General features: G+C 61.8%; 22 protein-coding genes. 17 read left to right on the plus strand and 5 right to left on the minus strand.

Annotation, left to right across the window (positions count from 1 at the left end; genetic code table 11):
* Window positions 1–3 precede the first annotated feature (3 nt).
* On the minus strand, window positions 4–1,443 hold the full coding sequence (locus tag G7072_RS00115) for a hypothetical protein (protein ID WP_166083627.1): 1,440 nt from the start codon (window positions 1,441–1,443) through the stop codon (window positions 4–6).
* Window positions 1,444–2,053: 610 nt separating this feature from the next.
* On the opposite strand from G7072_RS00115, the gene G7072_RS00120 reads away from it, so the two are divergent.
* The 14 genes from G7072_RS00120 to G7072_RS00185 all read left to right on the plus strand — a co-directional run bounded on the left by G7072_RS00120 (window position 2,054) and on the right by G7072_RS00185 (window position 16,250).
* Window positions 2,054–3,526: a polysaccharide biosynthesis tyrosine autokinase gene (locus G7072_RS00120; protein ID WP_166083628.1), complete on the plus strand. Its 1,473-nt coding sequence runs from the start codon at window positions 2,054–2,056 to the stop codon at window positions 3,524–3,526.
* A 14-nt stretch (window positions 3,527–3,540) separates the two neighbouring features.
* Window positions 3,541–3,822, plus strand: coding sequence for a hypothetical protein (locus G7072_RS00125; RefSeq protein ID WP_166083629.1), 282 nt, complete (start codon window positions 3,541–3,543; stop codon window positions 3,820–3,822).
* Window positions 3,815–4,561, plus strand: coding sequence for a hypothetical protein (locus G7072_RS00130; RefSeq protein WP_166083630.1), 747 nt, complete (start codon window positions 3,815–3,817; stop codon window positions 4,559–4,561). The genes G7072_RS00125 and G7072_RS00130 overlap by 8 nt, the downstream gene beginning before the upstream one ends.
* The gene (locus G7072_RS00135; protein ID WP_166083631.1) at window positions 4,558–4,830 is read left to right on the plus strand and encodes a hypothetical protein; all 273 of its coding nucleotides are present in this window, start codon (window positions 4,558–4,560) and stop codon (window positions 4,828–4,830) included. The genes G7072_RS00130 and G7072_RS00135 overlap by 4 nt, the downstream gene beginning before the upstream one ends.
* An 88-nt stretch (window positions 4,831–4,918) precedes the next feature.
* Window positions 4,919–5,512 carry a hypothetical protein gene (locus G7072_RS00140; protein WP_166083632.1) on the plus strand — a complete coding sequence of 198 codons (594 nt, stop codon included), beginning with the start codon at window positions 4,919–4,921 and terminating at the stop codon, window positions 5,510–5,512.
* A complete protein-coding gene (locus G7072_RS00145; protein WP_240917314.1) occupies window positions 5,439–6,431 on the plus strand; it encodes a nucleotidyltransferase family protein in 993 nt (330 codons plus the stop codon). Before G7072_RS00140 ends, G7072_RS00145 begins: the two co-directional genes overlap by 74 nt.
* Window positions 6,432–6,636: 205 nt before the next feature.
* On the plus strand, window positions 6,637–8,514 hold the full coding sequence (locus G7072_RS00150) for a nucleoside-diphosphate sugar epimerase/dehydratase (protein ID WP_206063225.1): 1,878 nt from the start codon (window positions 6,637–6,639) through the stop codon (window positions 8,512–8,514).
* A complete protein-coding gene (locus G7072_RS00155) occupies window positions 8,511–9,641 on the plus strand; it encodes an aminotransferase class I/II-fold pyridoxal phosphate-dependent enzyme (protein ID WP_166083636.1) in 1,131 nt (376 codons plus the stop codon). Before G7072_RS00150 ends, G7072_RS00155 begins: the two co-directional genes overlap by 4 nt.
* A gap of 64 nt (window positions 9,642–9,705) precedes the next feature.
* Window positions 9,706–10,920, plus strand: coding sequence for a glycosyltransferase (locus G7072_RS00160; RefSeq protein ID WP_166083637.1), 1,215 nt, complete (start codon window positions 9,706–9,708; stop codon window positions 10,918–10,920).
* On the plus strand, window positions 10,917–11,840 hold the full coding sequence (locus G7072_RS00165) for an NAD-dependent epimerase/dehydratase family protein (protein WP_166083638.1): 924 nt from the start codon (window positions 10,917–10,919) through the stop codon (window positions 11,838–11,840). Before G7072_RS00160 ends, G7072_RS00165 begins: the two co-directional genes overlap by 4 nt.
* A 44-nt stretch (window positions 11,841–11,884) precedes the next feature.
* A complete protein-coding gene (locus tag G7072_RS00170) occupies window positions 11,885–13,141 on the plus strand; it encodes a nucleotide sugar dehydrogenase (protein WP_206063226.1) in 1,257 nt (418 codons plus the stop codon).
* Between the two features lie 65 nt (window positions 13,142–13,206).
* Entirely contained in the window at window positions 13,207–14,013 is an 807-nt protein-coding gene (locus tag G7072_RS00175) for a glycosyltransferase (RefSeq protein WP_277343422.1), read from the plus strand.
* On the plus strand, window positions 14,010–15,092 hold the full coding sequence (locus tag G7072_RS00180) for an EpsG family protein (RefSeq protein WP_166083640.1): 1,083 nt from the start codon (window positions 14,010–14,012) through the stop codon (window positions 15,090–15,092). Before G7072_RS00175 ends, G7072_RS00180 begins: the two co-directional genes overlap by 4 nt.
* A gap of 9 nt (window positions 15,093–15,101) precedes the next feature.
* Complete coding sequence (locus tag G7072_RS00185; protein WP_277343386.1) at window positions 15,102–16,250, plus strand: glycosyltransferase; 1,149 nt, start codon at window positions 15,102–15,104, stop codon at window positions 16,248–16,250.
* A 984-nt stretch (window positions 16,251–17,234) separates the two neighbouring features.
* Here G7072_RS00185 and G7072_RS00195 read toward each other — a convergent pair.
* Window positions 17,235–18,464 carry an asparagine synthase C-terminal domain-containing protein gene (locus tag G7072_RS00195; RefSeq protein WP_166083644.1) on the minus strand — a complete coding sequence of 410 codons (1,230 nt, stop codon included), beginning with the start codon at window positions 18,462–18,464 and terminating at the stop codon, window positions 17,235–17,237.
* Window positions 18,465–18,737: 273 nt separating this feature from the next.
* On the opposite strand from G7072_RS00195, the gene G7072_RS00200 reads away from it, so the two are divergent.
* The 3 genes from G7072_RS00200 to G7072_RS00210 all read left to right on the plus strand — a co-directional run bounded on the left by G7072_RS00200 (window position 18,738) and on the right by G7072_RS00210 (window position 22,830).
* Window positions 18,738–19,880 (plus strand): polysaccharide pyruvyl transferase family protein, encoded by a 1,143-nt coding sequence (locus G7072_RS00200; RefSeq protein WP_166083645.1) that lies wholly within the window; start codon window positions 18,738–18,740, stop codon window positions 19,878–19,880.
* 47 nt (window positions 19,881–19,927) lie between these two features.
* A complete protein-coding gene (locus tag G7072_RS00205; protein ID WP_166083646.1) occupies window positions 19,928–21,445 on the plus strand; it encodes a hypothetical protein in 1,518 nt (505 codons plus the stop codon).
* A gap of 398 nt (window positions 21,446–21,843) precedes the next feature.
* Window positions 21,844–22,830, plus strand: a complete 987-nt coding sequence (locus G7072_RS00210; RefSeq protein ID WP_166083647.1) for a hypothetical protein — start codon at window positions 21,844–21,846, stop codon at window positions 22,828–22,830.
* 125 nt (window positions 22,831–22,955) lie between these two features.
* On the opposite strand, the gene G7072_RS00215 is transcribed toward G7072_RS00210, so the two are convergent.
* The 3 genes from G7072_RS00215 to cysD are packed head-to-tail and all read right to left on the minus strand — an operon-like array spanning window position 22,956 to window position 25,733.
* A complete protein-coding gene (locus tag G7072_RS00215; RefSeq protein WP_277343387.1) occupies window positions 22,956–23,552 on the minus strand; it encodes a sugar transferase in 597 nt (198 codons plus the stop codon).
* 16 nt (window positions 23,553–23,568) lie between these two features.
* The gene (locus G7072_RS00220) at window positions 23,569–24,819 is read right to left on the minus strand and encodes a GTP-binding protein (protein ID WP_166083648.1); all 1,251 of its coding nucleotides are present in this window, start codon (window positions 24,817–24,819) and stop codon (window positions 23,569–23,571) included.
* The gene (cysD, locus tag G7072_RS00225) at window positions 24,819–25,733 is read right to left on the minus strand and encodes a sulfate adenylyltransferase subunit CysD (protein ID WP_166083649.1); all 915 of its coding nucleotides are present in this window, start codon (window positions 25,731–25,733) and stop codon (window positions 24,819–24,821) included. The genes G7072_RS00220 and cysD overlap by 1 nt, the downstream gene beginning before the upstream one ends.
* Between the last annotated feature and the right edge of the window lie 13 nt (window positions 25,734–25,746).

Here is a 25,746-nt window from a genome sequence, read left to right on the forward strand (position 1 = left end):
GGACTACTTGCGACCGAGCTTGACCGAAGCACTGGCGCCGTCCAGGTAGCCAGTTACTCCTCGTACGACCGCCTGGAGCGAACCACTGGTGCCCACGACGCCCGCGTTCACCGAAGCGGTCCAGGACCCAGTGGAGGTCGTGACCGCAGAGGCAATCGTGGTCGTGGTTCCACTGGTGGACGTGAGTACCACGTCAACCGGGACCTGGGCAGCGGGTGACCGCTCGGCGAGGTAGGACCGGGCCACGGAGCCGCTGAACTGGTAGAACTTGCCACTCTTGAAAGCGTTGAACTGGAGCGAGGGCGTCCATGAGCCCACCATCACCTGTCCGAGCGAATGCTCGGCCGCTGCAAGGGCAGATGTCTGCGAGGTGGCCAGCATCATCTCGCCGCTGTGAGCGGGCGACACGGTCACTGATATTGATCCGTCGTTGGACGTGACAGCACTGCCGAGAAGGGAACCGGCGCCTGAACCGTCCTTGAGCTTGACGGCAACTCTGACCCCCGCGACGGGTTCCCCATCCGGCATCTGGAGTCGAGCGGACACAGCAACTGGAGACCCGAAGCCCACGTTTGTCCGGTTGACAGATCCGTCGAGAATGGGCGCGACGCCGGCTCCCAACCGTCCGCCGTCAATCAAGAACCGAGAGTTGGCCACGTTCCAGTGGGTAGCGAGGTAGCTCCCCACTGCCGGATCAGTCGAGAAGTAGTCATCGCTGTTGCAGTCCAGCAGGAACTCCTGCTCGGGCGAGCACTTCTCGACGACCGCCGCAGAGGGCCCGCCGTCGTTGTAGCAGAGCGTGTCGCTCTCGTCGTTGCAGTGCCCACTGCCGGTGGCGTTGGGCGCGGAGTTCTGTACGCCGCCCAGATTGTGCGCCAGTTCGTGCGCCTCGACGGAGCGTGTGCCCGCGGAGTCGCCCAGGCCCCAGCACGCGTTGTCGACTCGCGCGAACATCGGGTATCGACCGTTGTTGGAGTTCGTGTCCGCCGCACTGTCGTCCGGGTACTGCTGCGCGACACCGCATAGGGCGTTGGCATCCGTCCACATCAGGTACTTACGAGTCGGGTCTCTATATCCGAGTGCCTTGACGGCAGCGATCGTCGAGGCGAAGTCCGCGGTGGCTCCCGCAGGGACCTCCACGTTCAGCACCGAGGCTTCACAGGTTCCGTCAGCTGCCGGCTCGGTGACGAACCGCACGTGTCGTACGCCGCCTGTTGTGGCGGCAGACTGGCTGAAGACCTCGTCCACACCCGCAGCCCACAGCTTCAGGCTGGACTGAAGGGCAGCGAAGCGGTTGGGCTTCCCCGCCTCGACCACATACATCGCCTGGACGCGGTAGCCCGTCGTTCCATCGCCGTCGCACGGCACTGCGGTCAGCGCGCCGGCCGAGCTGGTTGAGGTCTCGGCGATGGAGGGATCAGCTTCGACGACGGCTTGCGTCACGGCCCCGGTGCGCTTCCGCAGCTTTCGAGTGTCCACCCGCGTCCGGACGTCGATCCCTCGAGGCGCGACGTCGGTGTGGACGCAGACGATGCCGGTGTCCGCGGCGCGCTGAGTCTCACCGTCGCCACACGCGCTGGCTAGGGGAACGCCTGTCGCCCCCGTAGAAATGACGACCGCGAGGGGTGCCGAGGCCATCGCCAAGGCGAGCGACGCCAAAACGAACCGTCGCGGAGATTGCGTACGCGCAGACTCAGTAAGCATCCGAGGGTCCTCCCAGACTCTCTAATCGGGCCCGAGACCCGAGCCGCCCTCCCAAGCGACTCTTAGACCATATGCCACGTATGGGACCTTCGTCCTCACTTTTCAGGACGACATACCTGTAACACGCAATACGGGATAGGTCTGGCGCTCGCGACGACGTGTCGTCCATGTGGCTGTGCTGCCAGCGGCGGGGGAGGCTGAGGCGTCGGATTTGTACCCGACGCTGGTGCGAGCGTTACCCTGAGGTGCTCTGCGCGTTGTCTGTTCGTGTGAGCCCGCCACCGCAGTTGCCCTCCCGCGGACCGGCGAGTCGGGGGACTTCAGGATCGAGAGGCCTAGCATTATGGAGATGCGCGACTACGTCCGCGTACTGAGGGCGCACTGGGTGGGCGTCACCCTGATCGTGACTCTTGCGGTCGCTTCCGTCGCCCTCTACACCCTGGCGCAACCCAAGGTGTACCAGGCCAATGCCAGCGGCTTCGTCAGCACGGGCCCGAACTACGAACCAGGCTTGGGGTCGGTCAACGACCAATTCGCGAAGTCTCGCGCGGTGTCCTACGTCACGCTGGCAGAGAGCCGCGCCACGGCTCGGGAGGTCATTCGAGAGCTGAAGCTTGATGTGAGCCCGGACGCACTGGTCAACTCGATCGACGTGCTCCAACCCGAGAGCACGGTGAATATCAGGATCACGGCACGGGCAGGAACGCCGCAGCAAGCGCGCGCCCTGGCGGACGCCTGGGTCGCCGCACTGGCACAACAGATCGACGAGATCGAGGATCCGGAGGGAATCGATCCTGTCGGGTCGCCCGTGCTTGTGCCCGTCGAGTCCGCAGCCTTACCCGCGGCGCCCATAAGTCCGCAGCCCCTTCGAAATGTCCTGATCGGACTCGCAGTCGGGTTCGTGCTGGGTCTCGGGTACGCGCTCGTGAGGAACGTCCTGGACCGCCGGCTGCGCACGGCAGCGAGCGTCGTTGAGCGCTTTGGTGTCAACGTGCTCGGAAGCATCCCCAGCACCCCAGTGCTGGGGCACGGGACGGGTGAGCGCGCAACCCTCATCACGTCGATCGAGAGCAGCGACGCCTCGGGAGCGGGCGAGGCGTTTCGCAAGCTCAGGACCAATCTGCGGTACATGGCGATCGACGACCCGCCGCGCATCATCGTGGTGACCAGTCCGAAGCCGAGCGACGGGAAGTCGACTGTCTCGACGAACCTCGCTGCGGCGATGGCCGTGAGTGGACGCCACGTAGTGCTCGTGGACGCGGACCTCCGACGGCCGAGCGTCGCCACGGCGCTCGGCGTCGTCGAGGGCGTTGGCCTGACAGACGTGCTCGTCGGGCAGATGTCCCCGGCAGACGCTCTCCAGCCTTCCGGGGTCCACGATCTGCTGCAGGTCATGGGGGCAGGTCGCATTCCGCCAAACCCCAGTGAATTGCTGGGCTCCCAGAGCATGAAAACGCTGGTGGAGAAGTTGTCACAGGATGCGATGGTCATTCTGGATGCGCCGCCGCTGCTGCCCGTGACCGATGCGGCCGTTCTCACAGCCTGGGCCGATGGAGCGATCATCGTCATCTCGGCAGGTCAAACACTGGATGGTGAGCTGCGAACTGCACTGGGTCACTTGGAGGCGGTGAACGCCAGGGCGCTGGGCGTCATTCTCAACAAGGTGCCGCGGCGGGGCGCAAACGGCGGGACCTACGCGGGCTACTACTCCGACCCGTATGGTTCGTCACAGCCCAAGGCCGGTACCGCCGGCTGGTGGCGACAGCTGAAGCGAAAACCCCGCGGGGGGACGGGTGGCAGCCACGCGCGGGGCCGTGAGTGACGCCAAGAGACTCGATGCTTCAGCGAGCGGCCGTCGCTGAAGTTGTCAGCCCAGGCGAACTTCGCGTAGCGCTGCTACGTCTGAATGACCTCGCAGCGCCGCCCGTGGTCCTGGAGGGGGTCGCGTTCGTGCTGTGGACCCTGTTCACCGTCGAGACGACGCATGCCCATGTCGCGGAGAAAGCTGCTGTGCTGTGGCCGGGCGAGGACCTGCAGTACCAACGTGAAGTCATCACAGCCTTCGTGGACGACCTACTCGTCCTTGGTCTTCTCGAGGAGTCCGTGACGCATGAGTGACATTCAGCTGTGCGCGCTGGGTGTGCCAGTGCGCGTGTGCATTGAGGATATTCTGGCTCCGCGCTTCGTGAGTGCATGGGAGCTGTGCCTGGCTGAACACGCCTCCGAAACCGATCTGGTGGTCGAGCAGTCGAGCAGCGACGATGTCGACTCAGCCCTCGAGAGACTGACTCGAGACGTGACCCGCTCTGTCATTGACGCGAATGCTGGTCGACTCCTGATGTTGCATGCGTGCGCTGTGGGGCGGCCAGAGACCGGGGAAGCCGCCGTCTTTGTCGGACGTTCGGGTGCTGGCAAGACGACCCTTGTGCAGGCGTTGACCGAGCACGGATGGCACTACCTCACCGACGAGACGGTGGGGATCCGTGCGGACGGTACGAAGATCATCGAGCCGTACCCCAAACCCCTGTCTGTCGTCTCGTCCTCTGGCCCCAAGGTGCAGGCGCTGCCCCGAGGCCTGATGTCAGAGAGCTGGCGGAGGTCGTCCATTATCCCGTTCACTGTTTCAGCGGTCTTCCTCCTGGATCGCGGCCAGCACTCGATCGCGACAGTTACGCCGCTGCCAACTGCCCGGGCGCTGCCCCCGCTTGCTGCCCAGTCCTCGCACCTGTCGGCACTCCGTGGCCCTTTGGGTGTGTTGGCGAGCCTGGCCACCGACGCGAATCCTTTCCGGATCCTGACCTATGGGGAGGCGTCGAAGGTGCCCGCTGCATTGGCGACGTCATGGGCAGCCCCATGAGGTGGGCTGCCGTCAGTATCGCGGACGTGTGGCAGGGATCGGGTGAGGCCGTCCTGCTGCTCGACGACAACCGCGTCGTGACACTCGGCCCGGGTGCCACGGCGCTGTGGAACGCGCTTGGCGCTGGGCCCATGGGGATCGGCGTTCTTGTCGAAGCTGTCGAGGACGCCCTCGGGCCCCCGCCGGACGGCGTAGACGCGCGAGAATTGACAGAGATCTCGCTCCGTGAACTGGTACAAAACGGAATACTGCGTGAGATTGCGGACTAGGGCCCTTCGTCCGGTTGTGCCTAGCCCCCCTTCATGGCTTAACATCTGCTCGATGGATTCGCAGAATCACGGTCCAAGGGGGACACGCATGACTTCGCAGCACTCGAACGACTCGCGCGGCACGGCCGCCGAGGTCACGCGACGAACGCTCATTCGAACGGGTGCTAACGCCGCGTGGGCTGCGCCTGTCGTCGCCATCGTGGCGACGGCCCCGAAGTTCGCTCTCGTGAGTCATGAGCCGGGGCACGACGGCCCCATTACGCCGGCCGCGGCGCCGAACCTGCAAGTGTCGAGTTTCGACGCAGCCCGCAGGGTTCCCAACAACGAGAAGAAGTTGGTCGATGGTTCATTCACCCTGACCAATGTTGGTGACGCCGTCGCCCCCGCAACGACCACGACTGTGGAGCTCACCATCACCCAGGGCAGCTACGGGACGTCGTTCGCCCCGAGCGTCACGGCCGGGAACACTGCGTGGACGCGGGTGACTGACTTTGTCGGAGCTACCTGGCCCAAGAAGGCGACCTTCAAGCTCAACAACGACCTCGCCCCGAATGCAGCCGTGGCCTTGGCGTTCCTGGTCGACACCAAGCAGACTCAGCCCTCTACTTCTGCCATCACACTCGAGGTCACGCCAAAGGTCGGTACCGAGTCCTACGCGGCGAAGACGGACACGTTTAACTGAGGTGACCGAGCAAGCGCTCGGTCTACAGCCGGCGGAGGCCGGGCTGTTGGCGCATGTTCTCGTCGGACGTGCGCTGCAGTCGGCCGAGGTGGACGCCGTCATCATAAAGGGTCCGACGCTGGCATCACGCGGACTCAGAGCCGAACGGCTCTCGCACGACGTCGATGTTCTGGTGCGCCCTCGGCAGGTGAGCACCGCCCTCCAGGTGATGCAAGACCTGGGATGGGAGCTTGAGGCGCCAGCGGGCAGCCGGCGCCGCTCGATCTCCGGACACGTGGGTGCCACACTCGGACACAGGCTGTGGCCCCTTCAGATCGATGTGCACGAGTCATTCCCTGGTTTCTGCTTCGACAACGACGTCGTCTTCGACGAGTTGTGGCACAGACGCGAGGCCGTCGTGATCGCCGGCGTCGAGGTGGTCAGCGTGGACAGGCCGACGAGTGCCGCCATTGGAGCCCTGCACGCTCTGCGAGACATTGCTGTACAAGGCCCGGCCTACAGCGACCTTGTGAGTCACGCGCGGCATGTGATGTCGGCCGAAGAGCTCGAGCAACTTTCGACGCTGGCGCGGGTGACCGGTGCTCAATTACCTCTCGCGCCCTTCCTCCGGGATCTCGGGCTCCCTGTACATCTCACTGGGGAGGACCACGAGATATCCCGGGCCTGGCGGGTGCGCCAGGCAGTGGGGGGACGACGCTCCGCCACGTGGGTGTACGCCCTCCTAGACGCCCCTCCGAGGTCCTGGCTCAGCATCGTCGGAGAAGCGCTCGCGGTGACGCCCGCGGACGTGCGGACTCCCGATGGCAGCGAGTCCCCTCGCGGTCTGCGCCTCGGGCAGTTGCGACGCATCGGACGGGGATTGCTCGCACTTCCGATGGCTGTTTGGGCGGTCGCGCGCGCAATGAAACGGCGCCGGTGATCGGAACAGGGCACTAGGTCCCGTCGCGCACCATCACTTTGCCCGAATGTCGCACCCTTTGGTCCGATGTGACTGAGTAGTGCATCTGTTCTATCCTGAGGACATCGAGAGCGCGATCAGCGCCCGAGGCATCCAAGGGTGACGGGGGTCCCACATGTCTGACCTGCTTGCACGCGTTCGTCGGCGTCGTTTCGCCTACCTCTTCATGGCGGACACCGCCGTGTGGTTGGCCTGCTTCGGAGCGTTCGCGGTCCTGCGTCGCGTTCTCGAAGGGATGGGAGCGAGAGAGTCGGCCGAGCTCACGAGTTGGGCCGCCGTCCTCGGGCTTGCCCTCACTGCGGCGGCCTTGCACGTGTCGTGCGGACTGGTCTTCCGGCTTCATCAGGGCCGGGCGCCCATGGGAAGCACTGAGGAGATGCTGTCGCTGACCATGATCGCCGGATTCACCGGCTTTGCGGTCACGGTGCTCAACGTCCTGGTCGGGCGCCCGGTTCCGGGCAGCGTTCCCCTGGCGGGCGCCGCCCTCGCTACCGTGGTCATGGCGACCTACCGGGCCACGTATCGGGCGAGCATGGACCAGACGCTCTGGACGGGGCGACGCTACGAGCACCGCGATCAGGACGGTGTCGGCCGAGCGATTGTCCTCGGAGCAGGCGACGCGGGGCTGAAGCTCGTCCGGTCGATGCTCGCTGACGGAAGCATGCGATTGTCGCCGGTCGCCATGCTCGACGACGACCGGGCGCGTCGGCATCGCCGGGTCGGACCCGTCAGAGTCCTGGGCAGCCGAGAAGACGTGGCTGCGGTAGCGGAGAGCACCGGCGCTCGGACCCTCATCATCGCCATCCCGAGCGCATCGTCGTCGGACATCCGCGAGCTGAGCCAGCCGGCACTCGACGCCGGTCTCGAAGTAAAGGTTCTCCCGCCCGTCCACGAACTCCGGGAGCCGGGGAAGGTAGCCGTTGATGACGTACGTGACATCGATGTCACCGACCTGCTCGGCAGGCACCAGATCGACACCGACATCGACTCGATGGCCGGTTACCTGACAGGCAAGCGAGTCCTGGTCACCGGTGCGGGCGGGTCCATCGGCTCTGAGCTGTGCCGGCAGATCGCGAAGTTCAACCCGGCGGAGCTGATCATGCTGGACCGTGACGAGTCGGCACTTCACGCGGTGCAGCTCTCCATCTACGGACGCGCCCTGCTCGACTCGGACGACGTGGTGCTCGGGGACATCCGGGACTCATTGTTCGTGGACGCTCTGTTCGATCAGCGCAAGCCCGACGTGGTCTTCCACGCGGCGGCACTCAAGCACCTCCCCATGCTCGAGCAGTATCCAGGCGAAGCCGTCAAGACCAACGTCTGGGGGACCTTGAGCATCCTGGAGGCGGCGAAGACTCACAAGGTCGAGAAGTTCGTCAACATCTCGACGGACAAGGCCGCCAACCCGTGCAGCGTCCTGGGGTACTCGAAGCGCTTGGCGGAGGGGCTGACCGCGGCGGTGGCCGCAGATGCGGAGGGCACCTTTCTCTCGGTGCGGTTCGGCAACGTCTTGGGCAGTCGCGGTAGCGTCTTGACCGCCTTCTCGGCGCAAATCAAGGCGGGTGGCCCCGTTACCGTCACGGATCCCGATGTGACGCGGTACTTCATGACCGTCCAGGAAGCCGTCCAGCTCGTGATCCAGGCTGCGGCCATCGGCAACGACGGCGAGGCGCTCGTGCTTGACATGGGGCAGCCCGTCTCGATCGATGGGGTCGCGCGGCAGCTCATCGAGCTCTCCGGTGAGGACATCGACGTTGTCTACACCGGGCTTCGAGGTGGAGAGAAGATGCACGAAGAGCTGTGGGGGGACGGAGAGGCAGACGTGCGTTCCAGCCACCCGCTCGTCTCCCACACTCCCGTGCCGCCCTTCGACGCTCTGGAGGCGCGCGAGCTCGACCCCTGGTCGTCGCCCGACATCGTCATCGGTTCGTTCCGACGCTCTGTCGCGCGCATGACCCGACAGATGCCGGCTCAGCGGCGAGGCGCGGATGAGTACGCGGACGTCGCGGAGTTCGAGCTCTCCAAGCGTTGGTCGCACACGTGACCCTGAAGGTCTTGTTGTCACCTCCAGACGTCGGCGAGACGGAGGAGCAGTACGTACTCCAAGCACTCAGATCGGGGTGGGTGGCGCCTGCCGGGCCTGACCTCGATGCATTCGAGGCCGAGATCGCATCGAGGGTAGGCGTTCGGCACGCGGTCGGTCTGAGCTCGGGGACTGCTGCGTTGCATCTGGCCCTCGTTTCGTGGGGCGTTGGCGATGGCGATGTCGTGATCGTCCCGACGATGACCTTCGCGGCGACTGCTAATGCAGTTTGTTACGTAGGAGCGCGACCGCACTTCGTCGACTGCGACCCGGCCACGGGGAACATCAGCCCGGAGCTGCTCGAGTCGGCCCTGGACGAGCTCGCGGGGTCCGGAGCGCGGGTGCGGGTGGTCATCGCGGTCGACCTCTTCGGTCACTGCGCTGACTATGCCCGCATCGAGGCCGTCGCCGCATCGCGCGGGCTGAAGCTCCTGTGTGACAGCGCGGAGTCCTTCGGTGCTAGAGGTGCTGGGCGGCCGGCTGGCTCTCATGGCGATGCAGCCGTCCTCTCCTTCAATGGAAACAAGGTGATGACCACCTCGGGCGGCGGCATGCTGCTGACTGACGACGGTCATCTGGCGGCCCACGTTCGGAAGCTCTCTACCCAGTCACGGGAGCCGGTACCTCACTACGAGCATGTTGAGATCGGCTACAACTACCGACTGTCTAACCTCCTCGCAGCACTCGGCCGCGGGCAGCTCTCCCGTTTGGACGACATGATCGAGCGGCGGCGCCAGTGGCGCGGGGCCTATCGAGATCTGTTCGCTGATACTCCGGGCGTCCGACTACTCGCCCCGGAGGACGATGCAGACGACAACTGTTGGCTCACAGCCGTCGTAGTGAATCCGTGCGCAGCCCCGTGGGCGGCGGAGGATCTGGGAGCCTCGATGGCTCGTCACGGTGTCGAGTCACGGCGAGTCTGGAAGCCCATGCATGCGCAGCCAGTTTTCGCTGGTCTTTCCTCGACCCTGGACGGCAGCGCGGATCGGATCTTTGACTACGGTGTCGTTCTTCCGTCCGGCTCCAAGATGACCGACGACGACTTCGCCCTGGTGTCCGCGGCCGTCGAGGCAGTCGGCTGCCGATGATCGAAGCGGGACTTGACTCGCTCCTAGCTAGCCGGCGGATGACGACGATGGCTGGTGATGCGCCATGGTCTCCCTGATCGCCGGTCAGAAGTCGGAAAGCGAACAGCGAATCCTGTACGGCGTCACCGCGGCGACGACAGCACGCGCTTTTCTCCGGGGGCAGCTTCGCTACTTCTCCGACATGGGCTGGGACGTCCGTCTGGTCTGCGGGGAAGGGGGCCTCGAGGACTTTGCGAAGAGCGAGGGCGTGTCACGCACGTATGTGGCTCCGATGGAAAGGGAGCCGTCTCGACGGGATCCGATGGCGCTCCTCGGACTGTGGCGGGTCGTGCGGCGTTGCCGGCCGAAGGTGACGGTCTTCGGCACGCCGAAGATGGGCGTCCTCGGCTCGATTGCAGCATTCGCCTGTCGGGTGCCAGTTCGCATCTACGTTGTGCACGGCTTCCGCGCCGAAGGACTGAGCGGCCCTCGAGCGTTCGTGCTGCGGGCGTTGGAGCGCGTTGCCTGTCGAATGTCGACCTCGGTCGTCTCCGTCAGCCCCAGCCTTCGCGCTCTTCTCGTGGACGAGGGAGTCGTATCGCCTCGAAAGGCAGTCGTCCTCGGTGCAGGGTCCGCGAACGGGGTAGATCTCCATCGATTTCAGCCTGTGGGCGAAGACCTCCGCGTGCTCATTCGCAATGAGCTTGGCATTCCCGCTGACGCGTGTGTCCTCAGTTTCGTTGGCCGGCTCTCGGGCGACAAGGGCGTGGCCGAGCTCGCCGCTCTCTGGCGGCGTCTGCTCCCGGACCTCGACAACGCATGGCTCGTGCTTGCTGGGACGCACGAGCCCAGCGGGCCCGATGAGGCCCGAACTATAGAGCACCTCCTGCGAAGCGAAAGAGTTCGCGATGTGGGGTTCACGGATGAGGTAGAGAAGATCTATCAGGCCTCGGACCTCATGATTCTGCTATCGAAGAGAGAGGGGCTAGGAATGGTGGCTCTCGAAGCCGCGGCCTGCGCTGTACCTACGATTGGTTGGGTGGCGACTGGCGTGGTTGATGCGGTCAGGCATGGCGATACCGGCGTGCTCATCGAGCCTGGCGACCAAGTTGCGCTGCAAGCTGCGACGCGCAATCTGCTGAACTCGATCGAGGAGCGCCATCGCCTCGGTCTGCGCGGGCGCGAGCGCGTGGAGCGCGAGTTCTCCGAACGCGACGTCTGGCATCGTCTGGAGCTACATGTGCAAGGTCTGGCTCGCGGGTGGAGCGACCCCGCCCCAACAAGAAGAGGCGACAAATGAGAGTCGTAGTCACCGGGGGTGCAGGCTTCATCGGTGCCAACCTTGCTTCCGCACTCGTCGATCGAGGGCACGAGGTCGTGGTTGTTGACGACCTCTCGACTGGGAGCAGCGAAAACCTCCGAGGGCTCAATCTTGAGCTTGTCGAGGGCACGATCCTTGGAAACGAGGCACGACCAGCGCTCGAGTCGGGTCAGGCCATCGTGCACCTTGCGGCCGTGCCCTCTGTGCCTCGGTCGGTGAAGGAACCGGTCATCAGTCACGAAGCGAATGCGACGGGCACACTCCGAGTGCTCGAAGCCGCCCGCCACAACGGCGCACACGTGGTGGTCGCTTCGTCGTCCTCGGTCTACGGCGCGAATCCAGCCCTCCCCAAACGCGAAGACATGCGGCCCATGCCGGTGAGTCCCTACGCGGTGAGCAAATTGGCTGCAGAGTCTTATGCGGTCTCGTACCAGCGCTGCTACGGCCTCCCCACTTTGGCCTTTCGCTTCTTCAATGTTTTCGGACCGTTGCAGGCGCCCGATCACGCGTATGCCGCGGTCGTTCCGGCGTTCGCTGCCGCCGCATTGCGCGGGGACCCCCTGGTTGTGCACGGCGACGGCAGCCAGACGCGTGACTTCACGTACGTCGGGACTGTGGTGGAGACCATCTGCAGCGCCATCGACCGGAAGGTCGCGTCGCTCGAGCCAGTGAACCTTGCGTTCGGCACCAGGTTCTCCTTGCTGGAGGTCATCAGCCTCCTGGAGAGGGAACTGGGCGCGAAGCTGACACGGGAGCACACAGACACGCGCGCGGGCGACGTGAAGGATTCGCAGGCAGACAGTGCCGCGCTGCGAGCACTCTTCCCTGACGTGAACCCTGTGGAGCTCGCGCAAGGGCTGGCAGAGACTGTCAGCTGGATGCGCACCCGTGTCAGGTGAAAGCGCCGACTCAGCCGAGTACACGAAATGAGAAAGAAGGACGCGTGAGCAAGCTAGTCGTTGTAGGTCAGGGGTACGTCGGGCTGCCGATTGCCATGCGCGCGGTGGAAGTCGGCTACTCAGTAGTCGGTCTCGACACCGACAACGCGCGAGTGGCGGGCCTCCTTGACGGGCAGTCCTACGTCGAAGACGTCGAGGGCCAGACCGTCGCAGCGGCTCTTCAGTCTGGACGCTATCTGCCGACTACGAACCCTGAAGACGCTGCGGACTTCGACTACGCGATCATCACCGTGCCGACCCCGCTGAAGGAGACCTTGCCGGATCTGACCTTCATTGAGGACGCCACCCGCGCTCTCGCCCAGCATCTGAAGCCTGGCGCAACCGTCGTCCTGGAGTCGACCACGTACCCGGGAACTACTGAGGAGCTCATGGTTCCAATTCTCGAGAGCGTGAGCGGGCTGACCGTGGCGTCAGACTTCCATGCTGGCTACTCCCCGGAACGCATCGACCCTGGGAATCAGACGTACACCTTCGTGAACACGCCGAAGGTGGTGTCGGGTATCGGGGTTGAGGGGCGTGCCGCTGTTGTGGACTTGTACCGGAAGTTGGTCGACGAGGTTGTTCCGGTCGCCACCCCGAAAGAGGCAGAATTGACCAAGCTTCTCGAGAACACGTTCCGACACGTCAACATCGCCCTAGTCAACGAGCTTGCTGTCTTCGCTCGCGATCTCGGTATCGATGTTTGGGAGTCGATCGATGCAGCGTCCACGAAGCCCTTCGGCTACATGCGTTTCACCCCCGGTCCCGGCGTCGGCGGACACTGTCTTCCCGTTGATCCCTCGTACCTGTCGTGGCAGGTCCGCAAGACCCTGGGTCACAGTTTCAGGTTTGTCGAGCTGGCAAACGATGTGAACGAGCACATGCCCGACTACGTGGTCCGTCGGCTGATCTTGGCGCTTAACAAGCAGCGCCGATCGGTCGCTGGGAGTCGGATTGTCCTATTGGGCATGGCGTACAAGAAGAACACCGGAGACTCGCGTGAGTCGCCTTCACGCCGCATCGCCGACCTTCTGCACGAGTTGGAAGCTGAGGTGGTCGTTATCGATGACTATGTGCCGACCACACAAGTCCCCGGCTTCGCGCTGCACACGCATCTCTCCGACGAGGAACTGCATAGGGCAGACGCAGTCGTCCTCCTGACTGACCACGACAATGTCGACTACGAGCTCGTTTCACGCAGCGGCGTTTATGTGCTCGACACCCGCCGGCGCATGCGGGGCGAGAATGTGGAGTTGCTGTGACCTCCGCTTCTTCGCCGGCGGCTCCAGAGGCGACGACCCCCAGAGCGCCTCTGGTGTCAGTGGTCATGGCCGTATATAACTGCTGCGAGACTGTAGGTCGCGCGGTGGAGTCGATATTCGACCAGACCTACCAGAATTGGGAGCTGGTCATCTGCGACGATGCCTCCACCGATGACACCCCGCTCATCTTGGCCGACCTCGTTGCGAGGTCGGCTGGACGTGTGCGGCTGATCCGCAACGATGTGAACAGCAAGCTTTCCCTCTCGCTTAACCGCTGTCTTGCCGAGGCGCAGGGTGAACTGATCGCTCGTATGGATGGCGACGACATCTCTGCTCCGAATCGCTTCCAGCTTCAAGTTGACCATCTCGCGGCCCACCCCGAGATAGATGTAGTTGGAACGGCGATGCAACGGTTCGACGCTACTGGAAAGCACGACGTAGTTACGCTCCCGCCTGAACCAACGAAGTACGCGATGAGGGCCGGGGTGCCGTTCGCGCATGCGACCATCATGATGCGGCGAGCAGCATATGAGTCTCTCGGCGGGTACACGGTGTCTGAACGCACGGTGCGCGGCCAGGACTACGACCTTTGGTTCCGCTTCTTCGCCGCGGGATTTTCCGGCCACAACCTCCCCGCGCCGCTGTATCTCGTGCGAGAGGACACCAGCGCCCTCAAGAGGAGGACCTTGAAGGTCAGGTGGGCGACATTCCAAACGAGCATAATTGGCTATTCGCTTTTGGGGTTTCCAAGGTATTGGCTGGCTCGACCCGCGATTTCTCTAGTGAAAGCATTCGTGCCCTGGCAGTTGGCGCATGTCTGGCGCAAGTACCAAGCCCGGATTGCACTAAAATCAACGACTTCTAGTTCATGACCGTCTACTACCTTGCCACCTTCTTTGCGGTCGGTTTCGCTCTGCTAGCCCAGCGACCGACGAGATTCCCGACCGCGCCGACGAGGGGTGACCTGCCGCCCAAGGAGCCGCGTCCCAACCTCACCCTTGCAGCCGCCGTGTTCCTCCTGCTTGCGGGCATTTCTGCCCTCAGGTGGCGAGTGGGTACCGACTACGTGACATACGAGCTCCTCTACGAGAGATACTCGGTGACCCCCTTTGACGAACTCTCCTGGGACGGAGAGCCCGGAATTCGCGTCCTGGCAAAATTAGGGAGGCAACTTCAGGACGATTCTGCAACCATGTTCGCCTTTGCTGCGGTCGTTACCGTAGGGCTCACCGTGTTGACGCTTTGGCGGCGAAGCCCAATGTTTGCCTTCAGCGTCGCCCTATATATACTAACGTCGGCATGGCAGAACAGTTTCAACGGCGTGCGCCAATTCATCGCCTGCGCTATTCTATTCTCGGGCCATCACCTCATTGTCGAACGCAAACTTGGAAAGTTTGTCGGCCTGGTTTTCGCCGCGGCACTCTTCCATATTAGTGCGCTGATCGCCATAGCCGCGTACGCTCTACCCCGTCGCCGTCTCCGACCGCTTGGAGTCTTCTTGTTGCTCCTCGCGACTATCGTGGCGACTAATCTTTACGACACCTTCGGGCTAATTGCGGACGAAATCAAGCAGGACGATGTGTCTGCTGGCTCGTATTTCACGGAAACGGTGGATCCGCTTCGAATCGCGGTGGCGCTTGCTCCGATAGTCTTGTACTGGTTGTTCACGGATGCTGATCGCTTATCGCCCTACGACCACCTCTATATCAATCTTGCACATGTCAATGCTGCGATATTCATCGCGGCAAGTGGCAGCGCGTATCTAGCGAGATTCGCGATCTACACCAGCATATTTCTGACGCTGGCTTATCCTGCAATCGTAAGAGTCAAAGATCGGGACTTGCAGAAACCGTTAACAGTGGTGATCCTAATTTTCTATGCTACATTCTGGTACATCGAAACGAGCGAGGTTGCGGCTCTATCTAACTTCCGTTGGATCTTTGACCGGTAGGCTAAACCTATGGTGAATCGAGAGGGAGACGAGAGCGTCGGTCGGGGCGCAGCGCCGACGCGTGTGCTGCAGGTGACTGGATCGTTACGTGCAGGTGGCGCGGAGACGATGGTCATGAACCTGTACCGAAAGCTCGATCGTTCGCTCGTGCAGTTCGATTTCCTAGTTTTCGACGAGGAGATTGGGACTTTCGAGTCGGAAGTGAACGAGCTGGGCGGCAAAGTCATTCGTATTGGGCCGCTGCGTGGGCGAGGCTACCGAGAGAGCTGTCGCGCAATCGCTCAGGAGATTCGATCCCACGGTCCCTATCAAGTTGTGCATTCCCACTTGAACCTGGCCTCCGCTGCGGTGGTCCAAGGGGCATGGGGCGAGAATGTTCCCGTTCGTGTCGCTCATTCGCATACCACAAGGGATGGTGACCAACTTGGAGGACAGCGTTCAAAGCAGGCGTTCGCGAGACTGTTGATTCGACGGTTTGCGAACCGATATGTCGCTTGCGGTGAAGACGCCGGTCGCCATCTCTTTGGTAATGCATGGAAGCGAGGTTCGGTACTCCCCAACGCAGTCGATTTGGAAAGATTCGTGCACCAAGACGTCACGGACGCTATCACGCTACGGACGGCGCACGGCGTCCCTGCTGATGCGCTTCTGGTCGGTTCGGTGGCCCGCCTCGGAAGCGCCAAGAACCTTGACTTCGTTATTGACCTCGCGGAGCAGGTCGTCCGAACGTCGGAAGTGTATTTTTGGATCGTAGGTGACGGACCAGACCGTGAGCGGCTTGAGTCGAGAGTGCATAGGTCCGACCTTACTGACCGAGTGCAGTTCCTAGGGATGCGGACTGATATTCCCGCGGTCCTCCTCGCCCTCGATGCGTTACTGATGCCGTCGCTTTACGAAGGCTTGCCTGTGTCAGTCATCGAGGCACAGGCCGCGGGAACTCTCAGTCTCGTGTCCGATCGGGTTACTCGTGAGGTGGATCTTGGCCTCGGACTGGTCGAGTATTTGTCCCTTGAGCGACCGGACATATGGCAGGATTCGATCTTGCGTCTCAAAGCAGGAGGCACGAAGACGGACACGCGTGAGCTCCTTTCGGAGTCCGATTACAATGCTGCGAATGCCGTCGAATTGGTCCTACGGTTGTACGGTCTGGAAGCCTGATGATGGCTGGCCCCATAGTCTCTGTCATTATCCCAGCGTACAACGCAGCGGCTCATCTTCCTGCGTGCGTGGCTTCGGTGCAAGCGCAGTCACACGCCGCGTTCGAGCTGATGATTGTTAACGATGGTTCCACTGATGCGACCCCGGCGCTGTGCGACGAACTCGCTTCTCAGGATCCTCGCATTATCTCTGTGCATAAGATGAATGGCGGCCTGTCGGACGCACGAAACGCTGGGCTAGATCGGGCTACGGGGCGTTACGTGCTCTTCCTGGACGCCGACGATTGGATGGAAAAGGACACGCTCGAGCGGATGGTGGAGGCGGCAGAAGTCACGCTAGCTGACGTCGTTGTGGCAGGGGCCATGGTCGATTTCCGGTCCGAATCGGGGCTGGTTACGCGTTCTGCGATTCAGATACCAGTAACAGCGGATACCGATGCCGAGGCCCTCCGGGCCGTCGTCGGCGTAACAACTGCAGACTTTGTGAATCTCCTCGGATACGCTTGGAATAAATTGTATCGCTTGGATCGGCTGCGCACTTGCGGGGTCCGATTTGAAGAGGGAACTAGTCTGATAGAGGACGTTATCTTCAACGCGACACTTTGTCGCGCTGGGGCTCGTTTCTCGTTCGTGGCCGCAGCCTTCGTGCATTATCAGCAGTTTGAGCACCAAACGCTTGGGACCAAGTACTACGCTGAATATTTTCAGCTTCGATGTCGAGCTGTGCGCGCGCTTTGTGAAATGCTCACCACTTGGGAGCTCTCGACTGAGTATGTCGGAGCGACAAGGCAAAGACTGACGGTCCGCGCGGCGGTCACATCGGCCAAGCGGCCAGAACGGACGGGCTCGTGGCTAAGGTGTGCCTGCGCCTTCTCGAGAAGAACCAGGAGTCGCTCGACACGCGACTGCGTCGCTCTGGGCAGGGGCTTCAGGGGTCTGAGTCGACGTGAAAAGTTGGGCGTGTTGCTGCTACAGAGCTCGTTTCTCACGCCCGTGCTGTTTGCTGTGGCTCGTTGGGACCGCAGTTTGTCCGGTACCAGCGGTCGGTGAAGGCGAGGGACCAGAGGAGGTTGGTGTGCCCGTGCGGCAATGTGGAAAGCGAAGAGTGATTGACTAAGCGCCGCAATCGGGCGGCGTTCACGATCCCGTTCAGAGCGCTGTCAGCTGAAAGTGCGTCCTCAAGAGCGGCTCGAAACGGCGCGGTGCGCAGCATCGATCCCCCTGGGTCGATGAATCCTGACTTTCGACGGTTGATCAGCGACGAGCTGAGGCGCGTGGAGAGTGCGTCTTTCATCCATCGTTTGGGTGGGGTGTTCGGGTTGGCTTTCGTTGACGCGATGCCCAGCGCAGCCAGCGGGCTGTCGAGAAATGGGTAAACCACGCTCAGCCCATGGCGCGATGCTGGGCCCAGGGTCTTCTGGGCAAATACTCGCGCGCAGGTCAGCATGAGGTCAGTCACGACCGCTTGTGCATAGACGTTTGCGTCAGCAATATCGACTGCAGTGTTGGTCATGTCTCGGGTGAGGCTCGCGCGATGGTCGTCTCTAAACATTACGTGGAAGAGCGAAGTCTGCGCGATGAGGGCCAACGGCACCGGGAACTCGCTGATGCGCCGGGCAATACGTCCGCGATACTCAAGGTCGCCCTTTGCGCGCCACAGGCCCCATCGATAGGCGGCGCCCGGTGCGCTGCTGACCCACCCAGGCGCGCTGGCTAGACGCTGGAATGTCGCAATCTTCGCTCCAAGACCGAAGGCGCCGTCGGCACCAGTGCCGTCGATGATCACAGTCGGAATGCCATCTACCAGGTGGGCGACGCCTTGCATGAGTTCAGCTGTGGGTGAAGTTGAAATATCGCCGAAGGGAATAGGGTAGACGGTCCCAGGCTGCTCAAGGCAACTCACTCCAGAACCAGTCGAGCGAAGCTCGTGAAGTTCCATTCCGAGGGTCGATGCCACAGACCGGGCGGCTAGTGTCTCGGGGTCTTGGGCACCAAAGGAAAGGTGGACAAGAAGCGTGTCACGCCTGCCCAGGTCACGCAGTGTTGATGCAATGAGGCTCGAATCGATGCCACCGCTAAAGAGCACGATGGGGCGTCGCGACTCGGTCATCGTGGAGAGGGTCTGCTCAAGAAGGCGCACGCCCTCCTTACGTATGTCGAGGTGCTCCCGTGCGTGCCAAAATGCGGCGATCTCGGTGCGCGCCGCTTCGAACACGCCTGGCGTTGGCGTGGGACTGGTCTCCTGCCACGGCACTAGATGAGTTGGCATTCCGCCGAGTGTCAGGACCGCCTCGATGGCAGCGACGCTAGGGCTTACCCCCCGAGCCGTGGAGAGCGACAAATGTGGTGACCAGGGCCGCATCGATCCGTCCGAGCGTGCATGATCCAACGGTGCCTCCAAGGTCTCTCCGTCGATGGCCTAGAGTGGGCTGGCCACGGAGCGACCATGTGGGCCATCGATCGGGTCCATGCCTCCTAGCGACCATACATGTCATACGAGTTCGTGGAGCTTCAACAGGGGGAGCGTGTGAGCAGGGTGATTGCGCCGTTGCGACGTCGAGTCCTGCGCAGCGGGGCAGGTCAGGCCCTAGTGCGACGACGTCTCAGGAGAGCGCTGGCCGCCGCCGATCCCGATCCCGCCATCCGGGCCAGCGACCCACGCAAGCGTCACGTGTTTGTGGCTCTGGGCGCCGACTATGGAAACCTCGGTGACCTAGCCATCACAAAGGCGCAGCGAGAGTACCTTGAGCGGGCATTCCCCGATGCAGTCGTTGAGGCGATCCCCATCTCGCGGAGCATGCCAGCGATCGCGCGGCTACGCGACGTTATCGGAAGCAGCGACGTCATCACGCTCATAGGCGGTGGAAACACTGGCGACCGCTATGATGACATTCAGTTCCTGCGCGAACTCTGGGTCGAGTCATTCCCGGGAAACAAGATCATCTCTTTCCCACAGACCGTCGAGTTCAGCCGTTCGATAACGGGTCGCCGCGCCGCCCGAAGAGCGACGAGGGTCTATTCGAGTCACCCACGGCTAGCCATACTCGTCAGGGATTCTCGATCGGCAGCGCATGCCGAGACCATCTTTTCGCGAAGTACTGTGATCTCGGCCCCCGATGTCGTGCTGACCCAGTTGCCCCCCGTCCGCAGTATCGTTCCGCGCTCCGGAGTATTGTTGGCATTGCGATCCGATCTCGAGAAATCGCTGACCGCGAAGCAGGAACTCTTGTTGTCCTCGGTATGTGAAAGCTTTGATTCGACTCGCCGCCGGGACACCCACATCGGAGATGTACGTATCGGCACTGCTGAGGCCGACACGGAACTGGGCGATATCTGGTCAGAGTTTGCTGCAGCCAAACTGATTGTCACCGACCGACTCCATGGCGTGATCTTCGCCATGATCACGGGGACGCCATGCATCGCGCTGGACAGCAAGACCGGCAAGGTTGCGCAGTTCGTCGATGACTGGCTGCGCGAGTCGCCCCTCGTGCAAGTGCTCAGAGCCGACGAGATAAACTCAGATGCCTTGCAATTGCGAGCGCAATCGATAACTCGATTGGCAGTTCACGAGCAGCATCTGGCTAACCTTTGCCGGCAGTTTGATCACGCCTTCCGCAAGGCAGCGGATTGACTCGCATGCGTGGCTTGGGCAGAGATATCAGGGCTAGGAACGCATGAATGAGTAGTCGGACCTCGAAGGCACTTCTCAACATGGGCGTCGGTCTGGGGGTTCAGCTAGTCCTTCTTTTGTCGAACCTACTTAACCGTACCTACTTTGTGCGCACGTTGGAAATCGATGTTCTTGGCGTGCATGCCCTGTTCCAAGGGCTTATTGCGCTAGCTACGATAATTGAGTTTGGTCTCAGCACCTCTTTAATGTACGTTCTATACCGGCCGCTTGAGGCTGGAAACGAGAGACGAACCGCCGCACTCGTTTCCCACGGAGCACGTCTATATCGGCGGGTTGCCGCAGGCGTTCTCGTGGTCGGGATTCTACCAATACCGTTTCTAAGCCTCCTGACGACTGCCGAGATCGGCTTCGGGCAACTTGCTGGATACTATCTGGTCCTGCTGTGCGGTTCGGCAGCGAGTTTTCTCATGGCGCACCGAGTCACTTTACTACTGGCTGACCAACGCGCATTCGTCTCGCGGTTATACTTCATGGCCGTTGACCTCACGCGTTCTGGATTGCAGATAGCCGCTCTGATCGCCATCCAAAGTTACCTCGCCTACGTACTGATTCAGGTCGCTGGCACCGTGATTTACAACCTGGCCGTGTATAGCCATGTCGGACGCGCTTATCCATACGTAAATAAATCGACACAATCCATCGACGACGAAACTCGACGCGACGTTCGAGAATCAATAAGTGCAATGATGGTGTACCGCGTCTGTGGAGTATTGATTAGTAATACGGATGCCGTGATGATATCGATCATTGTCGGGTCCGCTGCGCTAGGATTCTACTCGAACTATGCCCTTATTATTGGCGCCGTCGTGATGGCAACTGAGATCATGTTCCGAGGAGTCGCCGCTGGTGTCGGCAACCTTATAGCTTCGCGTGACAGGGTTTCGGCACTTGGCGTGTTCTGGGAGCTTTCTCTTGTCGCTTATGTTGTGTTCTCGTCTGCGACGCTTGTTCTCTGGTCGTGTTTGGATGACTTTGTAGCACTGTGGCTGGGTGAACGGTTCACGATATCGCGCGAGATTACATTCGTCGCTCTTGCAAACTTTTACTTGCTGGGAAATCTGCTGCCCATTCTTGTTTATCGCACGGGAACGGGTCTATTCAAGGACACGAAGTACATATTGGTGTTCACGGCGGCCCTCAACCTGTTTCTGTCAATTCTAGGTGGGGTCGTCTTTGGTGTTGCGGGCGTCCTTGCTGCAACGTTCGTCGCACGCATACTGACAAACTGGTGGTACGAACCCTGGCGTCTACTGCGCGAGCACCTTGGCGCGAGTCCATGGCGGCACTATGCAGCCCAGCTAATTGGGGCACTGCTGGTAGTTGCGCAGGGCGCTCTTTATTCGATGGTTCCATTCGACAATATAGGTGGTGCGATCTTCACCTTGATCGCTGAGAGTCTCATTGTTGGTAGCGCCTCCGTTCTCCTAACCGCGTTGTTATTTAGTCGAACCCAGGCGGCGCGCGCGCTTCGTGTCCGCAGCAAGATGCTGCTGCGCGGGAGCTAGAGCGTCTTCGGATAGGCAGTGGCATCGAAAGCGATCTGAACGTTGGGCAACGCTTACGTCGCGAACTGGCGGCATGGAGGAAGCATTGGAATGCTCCTTGCCATTGGCTCGTCGTGTGGCGGATGTCGCCCTCGGTAGGAGCTTCGCGTCCGCGGAGAGCGTGTCTCGAGTAGCACGTCGCTTGGGCGCCGCACGGGTGTGCGGACGCCACCGCGAACGGTGGTTGTCCGGTGTACCGTGTTGTAATGAAACGTGGGGGACGTCCGTCCATCAACATCAAGCACAGCCCGAGTCCTGGGCCGAACGTACTGATGGCGTCGTGCGCCATAGCGGGGCGGCCCGAAATGCCGCTGTTCATTGAGGCGAACGTACCCTTGAGACGGTCCATGAATGCGTGGGTGTCTGCGTTGCTGCCAGTGGCCTCGCATCTCGGTTTGGACGTTCACACTGATGGTGATCCGGTTGATCCGAAGTTGGCGACGGGGCTCTTGAGCGTGCAGGATACGTTCTCGCAATGGTGGCCCAGCATGTTCAACATGATCAAAATCATAGCGCCGGTGATGCAGTCGGGACCTGACGAAGAAACTCGAGGAACAGGATGCTTTTTCAGTGGAGGAGTTGATTCTTTCTTTAGCGTGCTCAAGAACCGCGACCGCGTCAGTCATCTGATTTTTGTAGTTGGCTTCGATATCGATCCTGATGACGGAGTATTGGTTGAGCGCGCGACCCGATCCGCCCGCGATTCCGCGCAAGCGCTCAACAAGCCGTTGATTGAGGTCCGTACAAACATTGCTGAACTCAGTCGCGGTCGCATCGATTGGGGCTTCCATCACCACGGTGCGGCCCTTGCAGCCGTCGGTCACGCCCTTGCCGAGCATCTGAGCGAAGTCATTATCCCCGCGAGTTATCATCAGGCTGACCTGATCCCTTGGGGGAGCCACCCTGCAGTCGATCACCTTTGGTCATCGAGTGACTTGACGTTTAGTCATGATGGCGTTGAATTTACGAGGCCGGAAAAGGTAGCGGTTATTGCTGAGAGTGTGGTGGCACTCGATCATCTTCGCGTGTGTTGGAAGAATCCAGGCGGAGCGTTCAACTGCGGTCGTTGTGAGAAGTGCTTGCGCACGATGATCAACCTGAAGCTTGTCGGCGCGCTGGAGCGATGTCGAACGCTGCCGGATGAGCTGCGGGTGAGAGATGTAGCGAGACTCGAGGTCGGGCACGGGGGCGACCGATTCGCGTATCAGAATGTCCGCGCTCTAAGAGACCACTCGGGAGGTTGGGCCCTGTCTCTGGCTCTGCGCGTCGCCATGGGGCGCAGCCGCCTGCACGTTGCGGGCTCGCAAATCAGGCAACGCTTTGATCGAATGCGTAAAGCAGGCTGACATTGCGTCGTGGATACGAGACCAGTTCAAGGCTCAGAAGCCCTTGGCGGGCAGACCTCATTGAAAACCTGAAGGCAGCCCAAATCACTTGGGCATCAAGGTGCTCCGTTTAGCATGGAGGCGGCTCATGTCTCTCCATCGTTCAGCGATGAATTCGCGAGATCCGTCCCGCGAAACGGCTCCATTATGGTCCCGGAGGCTCCGTCGATGCCGCTAGGCCGAACGACACGGGCCGCAGTAAGCGCCAGGATTTTTAGGTCCAGTAGGAATGACCGGTTATCTACGTACCACACGTCCAGTTCGAACTTCTCGTCCCAACTCAAGTTGTTGCGGCCGTTGATTTGGGCCCAGCCAGTCAAGCCCGGCCGCACCTCGTGTCGGCGCGCTTGTGTTGGGGAGTATAGGGGAAGGTACTCAACGCGCAGGGGGCGGGGGCCAACGAGTGAGAGGTCTCCTGTGAGGATATTGACGAGTTGAGGAAGTTCGTCGAGACTAGTTCGCCGAAGATGGTGCCCAAGTTTCGTGACTGTGTCGGTGTTGTCGTTCGTCATTGTCCGGAACTTGTAAATTCGAATGATTTTGCCGTTTTTACCCGGACGGTCCTGACTGAAAATTACGGGTCTGCCGTCTAAAGCGCGAACACTGATTGCTACGATGCACACTATCGGGCTAGCGATAGAGAGCACGGCCAGCGAGACGATCAAGTCAAGGATTCGTTTCACGATGGCCCCGAGCGATTCAGTTGCCGCTGTTAATCATCCCAGCGCCCACCGTGACGCCTGTTGCCTCGTCAATGAGGATGAAAGACCCAGTCGTGCGGTTCTTGGAGTACGGGTCGCACAACAACGGGACCGTGGTGCGCAACTGTACGCGTGCGATCTCGTTGACACCGATCTCCTTGGTCTCCTGATCGCGGTGCAGCGTATTCACGTCCAGGCGGTACTGAATGTCCTTCACCAGCGCACGACCCACCCGCGTCGTGTGCTTGATGGCCAGCTTCTGCCGCGGCTTCAGCGGCTCCGTGGTCATCCAACAGATCATCGCGTCGATGTCCTGGCTCGGCTTCGGGGCATTCGCCGGTCGGCAGATCATGTCGCCGCGAGAGACGTCGACGTCGTCCTCGAGGCGGACCGTCACGGACATGGGCGGGTAGGCCTCGGTGATCTCCTTCTCGTGGAGATCAATGCCGGCGATCTTGCTGGTCATGCCGGACGGCAGGACGAGGACATCGTCCCCGGGCTTGAGCACGCCGCCGGCCACCATGCCGCCGTACCCGCGGTAGTCGTGGTGGGCGTCCGACTTCGGTCGGATGACGTACTGCACCGGGAAGCGTGCGTCGACCAGGTCGCGGTCGGAGGCCACGTGCACGTGCTCGAGGTGATGCATGAGCGAGGGACCCTTGTACCAGTCCATGTGCTCGCTGCGGTTGACGACGTTGTCGCCTTTGAGAGCCGAGATCGGGATGATCTCGAGGTCAGGGATCGAGAGCTTCGTGGCAAACGCCGTGAACTCCTCGTGGATCTTGTTGTAGATGCTCTCGTCGTAGTCGACCAGGTCCATCTTGTTCACCGCGAGCACCAGGTGGGGGACCCGCAGCAGCGACAGGATCACCGCGTGGCGGCGAGACTGCTCGGTCAGGCCCTGACGGGCGTCGACAAGCACGAGACCGAGGTCGGCGGTCGAGGCGCCGGTGACCATGTTGCGCGTGTACTGCACGTGGCCGGGGGTGTCCGCGATGATGAACTTCCGCGCGGGGGTGGCGAAGTAGCGGTAGGCGACATCGATCGTGATGCCCTGCTCCCGCTCGGAGCGAAGACCGTCGGTGAGCAGCGCAAGGTCGGTGTAGTCGTAGCCGCGCGACTTCGACGTCGACTCCACGGCCTCGAGCTGGTCCTCGAAGATCGACTTGGAGTCAAGCAGAAGTCGTCCGATGAGAGTGGACTTGCCGTCGTCGACCGAGCCGGCGGTGGCGAAACGGAGCAGGTCCATCAGAAGTAGCCTTCCTTCTTGCGGTCTTCCATGGCTGCCTCGGAGAAGCGGTCGTCACCACGGGTGGCGCCTCGCTCGGTGACCCGGGCGATGGCGATCTCTTCGATGATCTCGGGGATGGTGCTGGCTGTGCTCTCCACGCAGCCGGTGAGGGTGAGGTCGCCGACGGTCCGGAAGCGGACGGTCTTCTCCTCGACGGTCTCGCCCTGCTTGGTGGGGTTGTGCTCGCTCTCGCTCAGCAGCATGCCGTCGCGCTGGAAGACGCGGCGCTGGTGGCTGAAGTAGATGTTGGGGATCTCGATGTTCTCGCGACCGATGTAGTCCCAGACGTCGAGTTCGGTCCAGTTCGAGATCGGGAAGATGCGCATGTGCTCACCCTCGTGGAGACGCCCGTTGTAGAGGCTCCACAGCTCGGGGCGCTGCATCTTCGGGTCCCACTGACCGAACTCGTCGCGGTGAGAGTAGACACGCTCCTTGGCGCGGGCCTTCTCCTCGTCGCGACGACCGCCGCCGAAGGCCGCGGTGAAGCCGCCCTCCTCAAGGGCGTGCAGCAGCGTGCCGATCTGGAGACGGTTGCGCGAGGTCTTGCCGTCGTCGACGACGGTGCCGTCCTTGATGGCCTCCTCGACGCTCGCGACGATCAGGCGGACGCCGAGGCGGTCGACCCAGTGGTCGCGGGTCTCGAGCACCTCGGGGAAGTCGTAGCCGGTGTCGACCTGCAGCACCGGGAACGGGATCTTCGCCGGGTAGAAGGCCTTTTCGGCGAGACGCATCATGACGATGGAGTCCTTGCCGCCGGAGAACATGAGGACCGGCTTCTCGAACTCGGCGGCGACCTCACGGAAGATGTGGATCGACTCCGCTTCCAACTCATCGAGCTGGCTCAGCCGGTAGTCGGCGTGCGTTGCTGTCATCAGGGGTGAAGAC

The organism is Nocardioides sp. HDW12B (assembly GCF_011299595.1).
In the GTDB taxonomy this organism is placed as follows: domain Bacteria; phylum Actinomycetota; class Actinomycetes; order Propionibacteriales; family Nocardioidaceae; genus Marmoricola_A.

Excerpts from the sequence above, each read along its gene's own strand:
- G7072_RS00120 (WP_166083628.1), top strand. The coding sequence starts at position 2,054 with ATGCGCGACTACGTCCGCGTACTGAGGGCGCACTGGGTGGGCGTCACC.
- G7072_RS00125 (WP_166083629.1), top strand. The coding sequence starts at position 3,541 with ATGCTTCAGCGAGCGGCCGTCGCTGAAGTTGTCAGCCCAGGCGAACTT.
- G7072_RS00130 (WP_166083630.1), top strand. The coding sequence starts at position 3,815 with ATGAGTGACATTCAGCTGTGCGCGCTGGGTGTGCCAGTGCGCGTGTGC.
- G7072_RS00135 (WP_166083631.1), top strand. The coding sequence starts at position 4,558 with ATGAGGTGGGCTGCCGTCAGTATCGCGGACGTGTGGCAGGGATCGGGT.
- G7072_RS00140 (WP_166083632.1), top strand. The coding sequence starts at position 4,919 with ATGACTTCGCAGCACTCGAACGACTCGCGCGGCACGGCCGCCGAGGTC.
- G7072_RS00150 (WP_206063225.1), top strand. The coding sequence starts at position 6,637 with ATGGCGGACACCGCCGTGTGGTTGGCCTGCTTCGGAGCGTTCGCGGTC.
- G7072_RS00160 (WP_166083637.1), top strand. The coding sequence starts at position 9,706 with ATGGTCTCCCTGATCGCCGGTCAGAAGTCGGAAAGCGAACAGCGAATC.
- G7072_RS00165 (WP_166083638.1), top strand. The coding sequence starts at position 10,917 with ATGAGAGTCGTAGTCACCGGGGGTGCAGGCTTCATCGGTGCCAACCTT.
- G7072_RS00175 (WP_277343422.1), top strand. The coding sequence starts at position 13,207 with ATGGCCGTATATAACTGCTGCGAGACTGTAGGTCGCGCGGTGGAGTCG.
- G7072_RS00180 (WP_166083640.1), top strand. The coding sequence starts at position 14,010 with ATGACCGTCTACTACCTTGCCACCTTCTTTGCGGTCGGTTTCGCTCTG.
- G7072_RS00185 (WP_277343386.1), top strand. The coding sequence starts at position 15,102 with ATGGTGAATCGAGAGGGAGACGAGAGCGTCGGTCGGGGCGCAGCGCCG.
- G7072_RS00200 (WP_166083645.1), top strand. The coding sequence starts at position 18,738 with ATGTCATACGAGTTCGTGGAGCTTCAACAGGGGGAGCGTGTGAGCAGG.
- G7072_RS00205 (WP_166083646.1), top strand. The coding sequence starts at position 19,928 with ATGAGTAGTCGGACCTCGAAGGCACTTCTCAACATGGGCGTCGGTCTG.
- G7072_RS00220 (WP_166083648.1), bottom strand. The coding sequence starts at position 24,819 with ATGGACCTGCTCCGTTTCGCCACCGCCGGCTCGGTCGACGACGGCAAG.
- cysD (WP_166083649.1), bottom strand. The coding sequence starts at position 25,733 with ATGACAGCAACGCACGCCGACTACCGGCTGAGCCAGCTCGATGAGTTG.